The sequence below is a fragment of the Mesorhizobium erdmanii USDA 3471 genome (genome assembly GCF_000472705.1).
Lineage (GTDB): Bacteria > Pseudomonadota > Alphaproteobacteria > Rhizobiales > Rhizobiaceae > Mesorhizobium > Mesorhizobium erdmanii.
In genome coordinates this window covers 203,922-216,736 of the sequence record NZ_AXAE01000013.1, presented here as the reverse complement: position 1 = coordinate 216,736, position 12,815 = coordinate 203,922, and the positions used below count along the sequence as shown (strand labels likewise).

General features: G+C 63.9%; 10 protein-coding genes. 7 read left to right on the top strand and 3 right to left on the bottom strand.

Going from position 1 to position 12,815, the window contains the following annotated elements; all coding sequences use genetic code 11:
- Positions 1–44 precede the first annotated feature (44 nt).
- Positions 45–1,124 carry a glycosyltransferase gene (locus tag A3AU_RS0110065; protein ID WP_027052698.1) on the top strand — a complete coding sequence of 360 codons (1,080 nt, stop codon included), beginning with the start codon at positions 45–47 and terminating at the stop codon, positions 1,122–1,124.
- Positions 1,125–1,152: 28 nt separating this feature from the next.
- Here the strand turns inward: A3AU_RS0110065 and A3AU_RS0110060 are convergent, their stop codons facing one another.
- Together A3AU_RS0110060 and A3AU_RS0110055 are read right to left on the bottom strand one after the other, a co-directional pair.
- Positions 1,153–2,175 (bottom strand): phosphoribosyltransferase family protein, encoded by a 1,023-nt coding sequence (locus tag A3AU_RS0110060; protein ID WP_027052697.1) that lies wholly within the window; start codon positions 2,173–2,175, stop codon positions 1,153–1,155.
- A gap of 52 nt (positions 2,176–2,227) precedes the next feature.
- A complete protein-coding gene (locus A3AU_RS0110055; RefSeq protein WP_027052696.1) occupies positions 2,228–3,724 on the bottom strand; it encodes a lipopolysaccharide biosynthesis protein in 1,497 nt (498 codons plus the stop codon).
- Between the two features lie 185 nt (positions 3,725–3,909).
- Here A3AU_RS0110055 and A3AU_RS0110050 point away from each other — a divergent pair, with 185 nt between their 5' ends.
- From A3AU_RS0110050 to A3AU_RS0110025, 6 genes are all read left to right on the top strand, one after another.
- Positions 3,910–5,082 (top strand): glycosyltransferase family protein, encoded by a 1,173-nt coding sequence (locus tag A3AU_RS0110050; RefSeq protein WP_027052695.1) that lies wholly within the window; start codon positions 3,910–3,912, stop codon positions 5,080–5,082.
- 10 nt (positions 5,083–5,092) lie between these two features.
- The gene (locus tag A3AU_RS0110045) at positions 5,093–6,082 is read left to right on the top strand and encodes a glycosyltransferase family 2 protein (RefSeq protein ID WP_027052694.1); all 990 of its coding nucleotides are present in this window, start codon (positions 5,093–5,095) and stop codon (positions 6,080–6,082) included.
- On the top strand, positions 6,082–7,032 hold the full coding sequence (locus A3AU_RS0110040; protein WP_027052693.1) for a glycosyltransferase family 2 protein: 951 nt from the start codon (positions 6,082–6,084) through the stop codon (positions 7,030–7,032). The genes A3AU_RS0110045 and A3AU_RS0110040 overlap by 1 nt, the downstream gene beginning before the upstream one ends.
- Positions 7,022–8,005 (top strand): glycosyltransferase family 2 protein, encoded by a 984-nt coding sequence (locus A3AU_RS0110035; RefSeq protein WP_027052692.1) that lies wholly within the window; start codon positions 7,022–7,024, stop codon positions 8,003–8,005. Before A3AU_RS0110040 ends, A3AU_RS0110035 begins: the two co-directional genes overlap by 11 nt.
- Positions 8,006–8,079: 74 nt before the next feature.
- On the top strand, positions 8,080–8,976 hold the full coding sequence (locus tag A3AU_RS0110030) for a UTP--glucose-1-phosphate uridylyltransferase (RefSeq protein ID WP_027052691.1): 897 nt from the start codon (positions 8,080–8,082) through the stop codon (positions 8,974–8,976).
- Positions 8,977–9,202: 226 nt separating this feature from the next.
- Positions 9,203–11,587, top strand: a complete 2,385-nt coding sequence (locus A3AU_RS0110025) for a polysaccharide biosynthesis tyrosine autokinase (protein WP_027052690.1) — start codon at positions 9,203–9,205, stop codon at positions 11,585–11,587.
- 85 nt (positions 11,588–11,672) lie between these two features.
- Here A3AU_RS0110025 and A3AU_RS0110020 read toward each other — a convergent pair whose 3' ends face one another.
- Entirely contained in the window at positions 11,673–12,755 is a 1,083-nt protein-coding gene (locus A3AU_RS0110020) for an acyltransferase family protein (RefSeq protein WP_027052689.1), read from the bottom strand.
- Positions 12,756–12,815: the final 60 nt, after the last annotated feature.

Genomic DNA, 12,815 nt, shown 5'->3' with positions numbered 1-12,815 from the left:
AGAAGACCCGCCAGAATACCAGGATGCGACAAGGAGCCGGTTTCATGAAAGTCCTGTTTGCCAGTGGCAACGGCTATCCGCCCGAGTTCGGTGGCGGTGTCCAGTCCAGCACACACCATCTGGCGCAGCAACTGATCGAACACGGGCATGAGGCGTCGGTGCTTGCCGCTCTCTTTGGCGACGGCATGTTCGGCCTTAAGGCGCGCGCCAAGATGAAGCTCTTGCGGCAACCGGCGGTCGTCGACAGCTTTCCCGGTTACCCGGTGATAAGGACATGGTTTCCCTGGGAAGCGGCAGGCTTTGCCGTCAAGAAACAGAAGCCCGATGTGACCGTGGTGCAGTGCCACAAATCGGTTCCGCTCGGCAAGGCGTTGCAGGCCGAGGGCGTGCCGCTGGTCATCTATCTTCGTAATGTCGAGTTCCATGAGCTGGGCGGTGATCTGCGCGAATTGCGTGGCGCACTCTACATCGCCAATTCCGAGTTCACCGCGCGGACCTACAGCAGGGAATTCGGCATCGAGGCGACAGTGATTCCACCGACCATCAATCCAACGCATTACAGCACGCCGACCACGGGCCAGTTTGTCACACTGATCAACCCCTATGAGGAAAAGGGCTTCGAGCTGGCGGTGCGCCTTGCCGGCGCCTGTCCTGAAATCCCGTTCCTGTTCGTCGAGAGCTGGAAGCTGGAGGACGACCATCGGGCGCGCATCGAGGAAACGATCGCACCGCTCGGCAATGTCACGCTGGAAAGCCGCACCAACGACATGAAGACGGTCTATGGCCGCACCAGGATCCTGCTTGCGCCGTCGAAGTGGGAAGAGGCCTGGGGCCGCGTCGCGTCGGAGGCCCATTGCAGCGGCATTCCTGTCGTAGGCTCGCGGCGCGGTGGCCTGCCCGAAGCGATCGGCCCCGGCGGCGCAGTGCTCGACTATGACGCTCCGCTCATCGACTGGGTCGCGGCCGTCAGGCTGCTGTGGAACGACAAAAAGGAGTATGAGCGGGTTTCCAGTCTGGCGCGCGGTTTCGCGGCGCGCCCGGAGCTCGATCCCGATCGCCAGTTCGTCACCTTCTCCTCGATATTGGACAGGGCGGTCCGGCAGCGTGCCCTGCAGGCTGCCTGAAAGGCACCCGCACAGCGCACGATCCGGATCAGGCCGGGCGCTTGACCCGGTTTTTCAGGCTCTCGTAGCCACGCGCGCCAAGCAAGGCGCGGGCTAGTGCCTTGGCTGCCCCCTTGCGGCCGTCCTGCGAGTTGATTTGCCGCAGCCTGGCCGGCAGGTTGCGCGCCGCATGGCCGAGCGCCGGCAGCGACAGCTTGTCGGGAAAGCTCACCATATGCGTTTCGACGCACAGCACCGGCTTGCCCGACAGTTCGGTGATCCTCAACGCCTGCGGATGTTCGCTTTCGATGAACAGGATGGCATCGGATTTGCGGTAGAAATCGGCCTTGAAACTGCCGTGCGCGCCAAGCCGCTGCCGCTCCGCCTTGCTCGGCAGGTCGAGCATGACCAGTTGATCGTACTGAATGCCGTTTCTGGCCAGCCAAGCCTCGGTCAGCGCGCGGTATTTCTCCAGCCGGCTGGTGACCAGCCAGCCGATCCTGTGGGTCGGCGCATGCAGCGGCCGTGCTTCGCTGAGGAATTTCTCGTAGGCCGGCCCGTCGTCGTTTTCCGCCTCGGTCGGATCCAGGCAGAGCACGCCGTCGATGTCGACGCAGCATTGCGCCAGGAATTTGTGATGCATGAAATTCCACTGGAACATGCGCGGATGCAAGACCACTTCGAAGACGAGGTCGGTTTCCGCGTGCCGCGGCTCCAGGCCGAACACGGCGGCGTAGGTGAAATCGCCCTCGATGCCGGCAGCCTCGATACGGGCACGGGCATCGCGCATGGCGTTGCCGCCGGCGATGCTGTCATCGATCACCAGCACCTTGCGCATGTCCGAGACCTTGCGGTCGAGCGCGGCGCGGCGCTTGGTGATGCCTGATGTGTAGACGCGGCCGTCCAAGAACGAGTCCAGGTCGGTCATCGGAATGTTCGCCGCAAGGCTGACCAGCGTCGCCGCCAGCACGCCACTTCTGGGAACGCCTACCACCAGGTCGATGTCGCGTGGCAGCCGGTGAAGGTTGCTGACGATCGTGTCGTTCATGTCGGAGATCGATCGGTAGTGCATGGATCAGGCCTGATGCTCGTGTGGATGTGGGTAGCTCAAAAAGGCGCCGAAATCATTGCGCCTCGCGCGGCGTTGCCGCCGGCTGTCTTGCCGGCAGCATTTTCAGGGCCTCGCGCAAGGCCTCGCGGCCGGATGCGAAGGCCAGCGCGACGGCGATGGTGATGAGGTAGGCAAGAATGGCTCCGCTGGCCAAGGCGATGACATGCTGCTGCGGCAGCAGCGGCTTGATCAGCCAGACCGCCGCCAGCGCCAGATGGGCGCCGAGCACGAATGGCGTTGCGGCGCGCAACACATGGCTGGCCCGCAGCGGTCCGCTCTTGCCGACATAAAGCCACAGGAACGGCGTGCGCAGATATTCGCTGACTGCGTAGGCGATCGCCACGCCGAGCGCGCCATAGGGCAAGCCGATCGCGAAGGCGAGCACCGATGTCACTGCCGTGATGATGCCCCAGCGCATGAAGTCGCCTGAGCGGCCCTGGCTGACGAAAAGCCAGCCCGCAGGGTTGTTCAACGGCTGCAGCAGGCCGGCAAAGCCGAGCGCCAGGAAGATCGCGGCGCTCGCGCGCCACTGCTCGCCGAGCACGAAGGGGATCAGCACGTCCGACATGGCGGTGGCGAAGGCGACGCCGGGCAGCGCCACCAGAAGGATCAGCGGCATGACGCGCAGATAGGCGCTGCGATAGCGATCCGGTTCGTCCTTCAGCCTGGACAGCGCCGGCACCATGACCTTCGACAGCGGATTGGTGATCTGGCTGAGCGGGAACAGAAGCAGCTTGTACGCGCGGTCGTAAAGGCCGAGCTGGGCCTCGCCCCAATATTTGCCGATCAGCACATTGTCGAGGTTGCGGGCGAAGAAATTGGCGAAATTGAAGCCGGTGATGCCGGCGCCGAAATTGATCAGCTCGCCGATGCCCGCGACCTTGCGCGGCATGCCGGGCCGCCAGCGCGAGCTTGCCCAGAAGCACAGCGTCGGCAGCACCGCACCGGTCAGCGTGCCGGCAAAAAGCGCCCAGTAGGAGCGGTCGATGAAGGTCCAGGCGATCGATACGGCGAGCCCGGCAACCGCGCTGGCGACATCGATGACCGCCAGACGTCCGAACTGCATGCGTCGCGTCAAAAGCGCCAGATGCTGGGCGCCAAGCCCATAAGCCATGATCTGCAGCCCGAACGCGGCCACCAGTCCGGCGACGCGCGGCTCGCCGTAGAAGGCGGCGACCAGCGGTGCCGCGGCCGCAAGCACGCAGGCCAGGATGGCGCTGACGGCGACATTGATCCAGAAGAGGTAGTTCACCTCCTCATGCCGGATGCCCGATTTCTGGATGGTCGCCTGGGTCAGGCCGAAATCCTGGAACAGCGCGATGAAGGCCAGCACCGGCGCGCACATCGCCACGACGCCGAAATCCTGCGGCGACAGGAGCCGCGACAGCACGATGACGGATATGATCTGTGTCGCGACCCGCACCGATTGCGACAGGGCGGTCACCACCGCGCCTCGGCCGACCGACTTACGCAGCGAGCCTTCTGGCGGATCGAATGGATTGGCTTCCAAATTCAGGATTCCTGATCTTTGCGCGGATTCCGAAAAATCGAAACCCACAACCGCCGCCAACCCCAAACTACGGCAATAATTTTGCAGTGCAACAGAAAATGTCCACGGCCGCGCCAAAAATGTTGCGATGCAGCAAGAGCTGTACTAGCATCCCTTTGGGTGGGTCAAACAGCGGTCGAGTTTTAATGCTGCATGTCTTGTACCTGGTGCACGATGTCTCCGATCCGGCGGTTCGCCGACGCCTCACAATGCTCAGGACAGGTGGCGCCCGGGTCACGCTGGTGGGCTTCCGTCGCGCCGCCACGCCGATTGCCGATATCGAAGGATTGCGCCCAGTCGACCTCGGCGTGACGCGCGACGGTCGATTCGCGCAGCGCCTGGCAGCGGTGGCGAAAGCTGCGATTTCAATCGGTTCAAAGCTCAAGGACACGCCCAGGCCCGATCTCATCATCGCGCGCAATCTGGAAATGCTGGCGCTTGCTCGCCGCGCCAGGTCGGTCTTCGGCGCCATGGTGCCGATCGTCTATGAATGCCTCGACATCCACCGCCTAGTGCTGCGCGACGATGTCCTTGGCAAGGCGCTGCGTGCCACCGAGCGCCATCTGGCGCGCGACGTGAAGCTGTTGGTGACCAGTTCGCCGGCCTTCATCGCCAATTATTTCAAGCCCTTCCGCCAGATTGCCGCACCCGTCGAACTGGTCGAGAACAAATATTTCGAGGCAGCGTCGATCTTGCCCGGCGAACCTGAGGCAATGGAAGGGCCTGCCGCCCCACCATGGCGGATCGGCTGGTTCGGTGCGCTGCGCTGCCGCCGCTCGCTCGAGCTCCTGGCCGATTTCACACGCCGCATGGATGGACGTTTCGAAGCCGTGCTGCGTGGCCGCCCGGCGCTCTCCGAATTTCCGGACTTTCATGCCTTCGTCGATGCCGAGCCCTATCTGTCGTTTCGCGGGCCCTACCGCAACCCGGAGGACATGGCGGCGATCTACCAGGACGTTCATTTCTCCTGGGCGATCGATTTCTTCGAAGAGGGGCAGAATTCGGAATGGCTGCTGCCCAACCGCCTCTATGAAGGCTGCCGCTTCGGCGCGGTGCCGATCTCGATGGGTCATACCGAAACTGGCCGATTCCTCAACCAGCAGGACATCGGCGTCCTGTTGCCCGAAGCTTCATCGGACGCACTCGAAACAGCCCTCGGCAAGATGGAGGAGCACCGCTTCGGCAGGCTGAAGGCGCGCGTGCTTGCGTGCAATCCGAGGACATGGAGCTACGATCGCAGCGACTGCCGGGCATTGGTCGAAAAACTGCGCCGCCTGACCACCGTGCGCGAACCGCTCGCCGCCGAAGCCCTGGCATAGGACCTACCCGATGACGCAAGCGCCTCCTTCCAGCCTGATCGTGATTCCCTGCCTGAACGAGGCGACCCATATCGGTACGCTGCTTGATCAGTTGCGGCCCTCCGCCGAAAGGCTTGGCGCCAGGATTGTCGTTGTCGATGGCGGCAGCACCGATGGCACGCTGGCCATCGTCGAGCAGATCGCCGCCGCCGATGCACGCGTCATCCTGCTGCACAACGAGCGGCGCATCCAGAGCGCGGCGATCAATCTCGCCGTCGGCACGTTTGGCGAAGGCGCGCAGTATCTGATCCGCATTGACGCCCATGGCGGCTATCCCGACGACTATTGCGACCGGCTGGTCGAGGAAGCACTGGCCACATCAGCGGATTCGGTCGTGGTTTCCATGCGGACCAGCGGCAGCGGCGCCCTGCAGAAATCGGTTGCGGCGGCGCAGAATTCAAAACTCGGCACCGGCGGCTCCAAGCACCGCCATCTCTCCGCCGGGGAATGGGTCGACCACGGCCATCACGCCCTGATGCGGATATCGGCATTCGGCGCTGTCGGCGGCTATGACGAGACGTTCAGCCACAATGAGGATGCCGAGCTCGACTACCGGCTGCGGCAGGCCGGCTACAAGATCTGGATGAGCGGCAAGACGCAGATGGTCTATTATCCGCGCGCCTCGCTCAAAGGCCTGTATCTCCAGTATCTCGGTTATGGCCGCGGCCGCGCCAAGAACGTGCTGAAGCACCGCGTCATCCCCAAGGTCCGGCAGATGGTGCCGCTGGCGGTCTTCCCGGTGGTCCTGCTGGCGGTCTTCTCGTTCGTGCACTGGATCGCGGCGGTGCCGCTGCTGGTCTGGGCTTCGGTGTGCCTGGGCTACGGCCTGGTGACGGCCATCCGCCAGCGCAATGCCGACATCGCGCTCGCTGGCGTCTCGGCCATGGTCATGCATTTCGGCTGGTCCGTCGGCTTCTGGCTGCAGCTTCTCGGCCTCGGCGCGCGACGAGGGGTGGCGTGATGGCGGTCCAGGCCAGGAACCGCAGCATCGACATCGGCGTGTGCACGTTCCGGCGGCCGGAGCTGGCCGATACGTTGCGCTCGCTTGCCGCCATGGGGATGCCCGAAGGCTTCGATGTCGGTGTCATCGTCGCCGACAATGACGACGCGCCGAGCGCCCAGGCCCTGGTGGCAGCGCTGTCGCGGGATTTGCAATTGCCGATCCGCTATCGGCATGCCCCGGCGCGCAACATCTCGGTCGCCCGCAACGCTTGCCTCGATGCCAGCGAGGCGGATTTCCTCGCCTTCATCGACGACGACGAGACTGCTTCCACCCGTTGGCTGTCCGAGCTGGTCGCGACGGCCGAGGATAGCGGTGCGACAGCTGTGCTCGGCCCGGTGCGGGCGCTCTACCGCCCGGATGCACCTGAATGGATGCAGCGCGGCGATTTCCATTCGACCTTGCCCGTCTGGGTGCGCGGCGAGATCCGCACCGGCTACACCTGCAACGTGCTGCTGCGCATGGGATCGGACAGCCTGCATGGCCGTCGCTTCAGCCTGGCGCGCGGCCAGACCGGCGGCGAAGACACCGAGTTCTTCGATCAGATGGTCAAGGCCGGCGGCCGCATTGCCTTCTCCAGGGAGGCCTGGGTGGACGAGGTGGTACCGCGCTCGAGGGCGGCGTTTGACTGGCTCGGCCGCCGCCGTTTTCGCGTCGGTCAGACGCATGGCCACCTTCTGGGCAGCAACGCGCGTGGCATGGGGCTGATCAAGCATGTCGGCCTCGCCTCGGCAAAGGCCATCTATTGCTTCGCCTCGGCGCTTGCCGTCGTCGCCAGCCCGGTGCGCAGGAACCGCAGCGTGCTGCGCGGCATCATGCATGTCGGCGTCGTCAGCGGCCTTGTCGGCGTCCGCGAAATCCGCCTCTACGGTCAATCCTCACCTGGGGAAGGAGGCAAGCGTGCAGCCTGACGTTTCCCCAACCTCCGATGTTTCAGTCCCCGATATTTCCTTCGTCATTGCCGCCTACAATGCCGAGGCAACGCTCGACCGGGCGATCGCCAGCGCCATCGCGCAGAAGGGCGTCAGCGTCGAGATCATCGTCGTCGACGACCAGTCACGCGACGCCACGCTCGATGTGGCTCGGTCCTATCCCCAAGACATTGTGCGCGTCGTCGCCCTGGCCAGGAATCGTGGTCCCGGCGGCGCCCGAAATGCCGGGCTCGACGTCGCCCGTGGCCGGTGGATCGCGGTTCTTGATTCCGACGATGCCGTCTTTCCCGGCCGTCTCGCCGCCATGATCGGCCGCGCCGAAAAGGCGGATGCCCAGATCGCCGTCGACAATCTCCAGGTCATCCGCGAGGACGGCGTGGTCGAGGATGCGATGTTCCCCAGGCAGTATCTGGAAGGCTTGCGTGAGATTTCGCTGGCCACCTACATCGCCGGCAACATCGTCTTTGAATCGAAGTTCAACCTCGGCTACCTCAAGCCGATCTTCCAGCGCCGGTTCCTGGACGAAAACCGGCTGCGCTACGATGAGCAACTGAGGATCGGCGAAGACTACATCCTGTTTGCCGAGGCGCTCGCCAAGGGCGGCAGATGCGTGGTCGAGCCCGACATCGGCTACGCCTATCATATTCGCAGCGGCTCCATCTCGCGTGTGCTCGAGCTTCACCATGTGGAAGCGATGCGCAAGGCGGATGCCGTATTCGCTCAAACCCATCGGATGGACGAGGCAGCCCAGGCGGCCTTTGCCCGGCGCGGCCGCAGCCTGCGCAAGGCGGCCTCCTTCCTGGCGATGGTCCAGCACATCAAGGCGCGGTCCCCGCTCAAGGCGATCCGGACGGCGCTCAGCGACCCGGCGGCGGTCAGGCACATGGGTATGCCGATCGCCGTGCGGTTGCGACGAGTAGCGGCACAGTTTGCCGTGGGGGTGGGGAGGTGAAGATGCAGGCACATGGAGGGATTTTTCGTGGCCTGTGAGTGGACTGAAGTCGATCTCCTCAGAAGGAATTTGCGATGAAGAAAATCAGGAAGGCCGTGATACCGGTGGCGGGGCTTGGAACGAGGTTCCTGCCGGCGACCAAGTCGATGCCGAAGGAAATGCTTCCCGTGGTCGACAGGCCTGTCGTGCAATATGCGGTGGACGAGGCCTTCGAAGCCGGCATCGAGCACATCGTCTTCGTGACCGGCCGCAACAAGGCGGTCATCGAGGACTATTTCGACCTGCATCCGGAATTGATCGGCACCCTGGAGCAGACCGGCAAGAAAACTCAGCTGGAGGCGCTCGAAAGCATGCTGCCGGTGGCCGGCGCCACCTCCTTCATCCGCCAGCAGTCGCCGCAGGGCCTCGGCCACGCCGTCTGGTGCGCCCGCGAGGTCATCGGCAACGAGCCCTTTGCCCTGCTTTTGCCCGACATGGTCTCCTTCGGCGGGCGCGGCTGCCTGGCCGAGACCGTCGACCTTTATGAGCGTACCGGCGGCAACGTCATCGCCGTGGAACGTTGCGATCCGAGCGAGACCAACAAATACGGCATTGTCGGCCGCGGCGCCGATATTGGCGGCGGTTTCGAGGTCTCCGCCATGGTCGAAAAACCGGCCCCGGCCAACGCGCCGTCGAACTTCTACATCAACGGCCGCTACATCCTGCAGCCCGAGATCTTTGCGCTGCTCGGCAATCAGCAACGTGGCGCCGGCAACGAGATCCAGCTGACCGATGCCATGGTCCGCCTGTCGAAGGACCAACCATTCTTCGCCCAGCCTTTCCTGGGCCGCATGTTCGATTGCGGCTCCAAGGAAGGCTTCATCCAGGCCAACATCGCCTTCGCGCTGGCGCGTGCCGACATGAAGGGCCCGGTCTTCGAGATGCTTCAGGAGTTCGTCCGGTCGCATGAACGTCAGGAAGAAGCCGCATAATGCCCATCTTTCGGGAGTATTGCCGGATGGCTGGCGGCGAGGGCCCGACAGGCCCCCGCCGTCTGGCATGAAGCTTGCGTTGCTTCGTGGCAATGCTCCCGACCGTTGAGGCGCCTGCAAGCCAAGGCACGATCCCGGAGATTTTCGGAAAAGATCATGCCCAAACAAAGAGATAGAGCCTCAGCCCAATGATCGGGAACGCAACAGGCTCTGGATTGGACCGACGATGAACTATGCCAATTTCCCTCTCGACAAGAGGATGCCATTGCCGAATTCGGACGCAGGAAACGGCGAAGACTTCATCGATATCGAGCGGCTGCTTGGCATGGCCGCGCGGCAAGCCAAGGTGGTTGCCGTGTGCGCCGCCATCGGTCTTTTCCTGGGCATGCTGTATCTGCAGACGACACCGCCCAAATATGTGTCGATCTCGAGCGTGCTGATCGACGAGGGCCTGAACAAGATCGTCGACGATATTTCGGCGGCGTCGACGACCATGCAGACCGATAGCGCCATTCTGAGCCAGATCGAGATCCTGACCTCGACGCGGCTTGCCGCGGTGGTCGTCGACAAGCTCAAGCTCGACCAAAGCGACGCGTTCATGAACCCGCCGCAGTCGGCGCTTGCCCAGGGCGTCGGCCTGATCCGCGGCCTGATCCAGTATGTTCGTCCGAGCCCTATCATCCCGGGCGTCGGCGACATCAGCAAGCTCGACCCGGCTGCCCGCGACGCGCTGATTGCCGCGTCGCGCCGTGACTACGCGATTCTCAAGCTGCAGAACGAGATTCGTGCCGATCGCGTCGGACGAAGCTACGTCATCGCGCTTGGCTATCAAGCGACGGATCCGGGCCTGGCGAAAGCGATCACCAAGGCCTATGCCGACGCCTATCTTGCCGATCAGCTCGACGCCAGCTTCGATGCCACCGAGCGCGCGGCGGTCTGGCTGCAAGGCCGGCTGACGGAACTGCGCGAAAGCTCGCAGCAGGCATCCCTGGCGGTCGAAAAATTCAGGGCCGCACACGGCCTGTCCGCCAACAGCGATGGCCAGTTGATGAGCGACAAGCAGCTTGCCGACCTCAACGCCCAGCTCATCGTGGCCCAGGCCGACACGGCGCGCGCCAGCGCCCGCTACCAGCAGTACAAATCGATCATCGACAGCGGCTCCGAAAACGCTTTCAGGGATGCCGCCATATCGGCCGACCAGCCGAGCAGCTCGGTCATCTCCACCCTCAAGACCCGCTATCTCGCGGTCGCCAAGCGGCAGCAGGACGTCGAGGCGAATTTCGGCCCCACTCATCCGCAGGCCGTGGCGCTCGCCAAGGAAAAGGCCGACATATCGGCGCAGATCTTCGGCGAGCTGAAGCAGCTCACCGAAAGCTATCGCAACGAGTATGAGGTGGCGTTGGCGCGCGAGACGGCGCTGCGGGCCAATGTCGCCACCGCACAGGGCAAGAGTTCGATCGACAACCAGTCGCAGGTTCAGTTGCGCGAGCTCGACCAGAAGGCGACGGCGCTCACCACGCTCTATCAGACCTTCCTCGGCCGCTATGAGGAAGCCGCGCAGCAGCAATCCTTCCCGGTCGGCAAGATCCGCATCATCTCGGACGCGTCGACGCCGCTCTCTGCCTCGAGCCCGCGCACCATCATCGTGCTCGGACTGTCCCTCGTGCTCGGCATGCTGATGGGCGCCGGCTTCGGCGGCCTCAACGAGTTCAACGAGCGGTTTTTCAGGACCGGCGAGGAGGTCCGTGACCGCGTTGGCCTCAAATTCCTCGGCTATTTGCCGACCATCGGCAGCAAACCGGCCAAGGAGGACAAGCAGGCCGAGGCTCAACCGGATCAGAAGGATGCCAGATCGCCGGCCGCCATCGAAAGGCGGGCACGCATGCGGGTCAGCATCGACGCTCCGGCATCGATGTTCTCCGAAACACTGCGCAGCGCCAAGATCGCCTTCGATGTCGTGATGGAAGGGCAAGGCAGCCGTGTCATCGGCGTCATCTCGGTGCTTCCCGGTGAAGGCAAATCGACGGTCGCGGCCAATCTCGCCGGGCTGCTTGCCGCCAACGGCGCCAAGACGCTGCTCATCGACGGCGACTTGCGCAATCCTGGCCTCAGCCGCAGCCTCGGCATGGAGGCCGAGCAGGGCCTGATGGAGGCCGTGGTCAACGGCCAGACCTGGCAATCCGTCGGCAAGATCGACCGGCAGACCAAGCTCGCCATCATCCCGGCCGTGCTGCGCGGCAACTTCTCGCACACCAGCGAGCTTCTGTCCTCGGCCGGAATGCGGCGTTTCATCGAGAATGCCAAGGAGACGTTCGAGTACATCGTCGTCGATCTGCCGCCGCTCGGACCGGTGGTTGACGCCAAGGCCTTCGCGCCGCTCGTCGACGGCTTCGTGCTGGTCACCGAATGGGGCCGCACACCGCGCGCCATGGTGCGGTCGATGCTGGAATCCGAACCCTATGTCGCCAACAAGATCGTCGGCGCGGTGCTGAACAAGGTCGACCTGAAGAAGCTCGCCAAATACGGATCGTTCGGCGCGTCGGAGAAATTCTTCGACAAATATTCGAGCTACTATCTCGACAAGTCGGAAGTGCGCAGCAGGGCGGCCTGAGCCTGGCCGTTGCCCTCGAGGCCCAGCCGCATTTGTCGCGGCTGGGAGATAGCTTGGCCATTCGCTATCTGGGGCAGGCGGTTGGTCACGCCGCCTTGAGGCGGTAGCGGAACACGGTGTGATCGAGCAACAGCCGGACGCGCGGTTCGGCTTCCGTCGCCACCAGCCAGCTTGCCGCGATCATGGTCGCGCCGATCACGGCCATGGAGACGAGATAAGGCACCCCGGCGCGGACCATCGCCCCAAGCATCGCCGCGCCGACGACATCGTGGATCAGATAGAGCGGATAGGTCATCAGGCCGATCCGGCGCCAGCCGCTCCAGCTGAGGTCGAGGCGCAGCGACCACGCCATCAAGGCGATGGCGACGAGGAAGATCAGGATCGGCGGCGCATGGGGCATCACGGCATTGACCTTGATGTTGTGGACGTCGACCGAACTGGCGATCTGCAGCACGCCGCCGCCAAGGAACAGCAGGCAGAAGCCAAGGCGCGGCACCGTCAGCGCCTTGAACCGCACCAGCCAGATGAGCACGCCGACGGCGAAGAAGCAGCCGTGGTGCACCAGGGTGAGCTGCAGCCACCGCGTTTCGGCGAAGTCGGCCCAGCCGAGCGGATAATAGAGGCACCAGAACAGAGTGCTGACCACGCCGATAACGATGGCGACCGCCTCCATCAGGTGGAAACGCCCGAGCCGCAGCAGCACCCAGACGATGGCGTAGAATGCGATCTCGATGCCGAGTGTCCAGTAGACGCTGTCCACCCAGGGACCATAGGGCGCGAACAGGCCGGTGCGGGCCAGCCTTACCACCGCATCGGTTGGCCAGCTCAGGCCGATGAGCAGCAACAGCACGGCGGTGACTGGCGCACAGATCCAGACCGCCGGCGCCAGCCGTTTCACCCGGGCCTCGAAGAAGCGCAGCGGCGTCGACTTTTCGGCGCTGAAGGCGATGACGAAACCGCTGATGACGAAGAATATCTCGACGCCGACCCAGCCTGATCCGACCCAGGCGCCTATACCACGTTGTGCCGGCACGCCGCCCGCGGCCCGCGCCGAGATGCCATCGGGATAGGCCCACACCCAGAAGCCGTGGTGGTAGACCATGACCATTACGGCGGCGAGGAACCGCAGGATGTCGACGCCGCCAAATGTAATTTTCTGCTGAGCCATACCGCACCGCCGGATGGCCCCCCACGAAAAGTGTAGGGTGGAATGTTGCGATGCACAATC

Bases quoted from the DNA above. Each gene is read 5' to 3' on its own strand.
- A3AU_RS0110065 (WP_027052698.1), top strand. From the start codon at position 45: ATGAAAGTCCTGTTTGCCAGTGGCAACGGCTATCCGCCCGAGTTCGGT.
- A3AU_RS0110060 (WP_027052697.1), bottom strand. From the start codon at position 2,175: ATGCACTACCGATCGATCTCCGACATGAACGACACGATCGTCAGCAAC.
- A3AU_RS0110050 (WP_027052695.1), top strand. From the start codon at position 3,910: ATGCTGCATGTCTTGTACCTGGTGCACGATGTCTCCGATCCGGCGGTT.
- A3AU_RS0110045 (WP_027052694.1), top strand. From the start codon at position 5,093: ATGACGCAAGCGCCTCCTTCCAGCCTGATCGTGATTCCCTGCCTGAAC.
- A3AU_RS0110040 (WP_027052693.1), top strand. From the start codon at position 6,082: ATGGCGGTCCAGGCCAGGAACCGCAGCATCGACATCGGCGTGTGCACG.
- A3AU_RS0110030 (WP_027052691.1), top strand. From the start codon at position 8,080: ATGAAGAAAATCAGGAAGGCCGTGATACCGGTGGCGGGGCTTGGAACG.
- A3AU_RS0110025 (WP_027052690.1), top strand. From the start codon at position 9,203: ATGAACTATGCCAATTTCCCTCTCGACAAGAGGATGCCATTGCCGAAT.
- A3AU_RS0110020 (WP_027052689.1), bottom strand. From the start codon at position 12,755: ATGGCTCAGCAGAAAATTACATTTGGCGGCGTCGACATCCTGCGGTTC.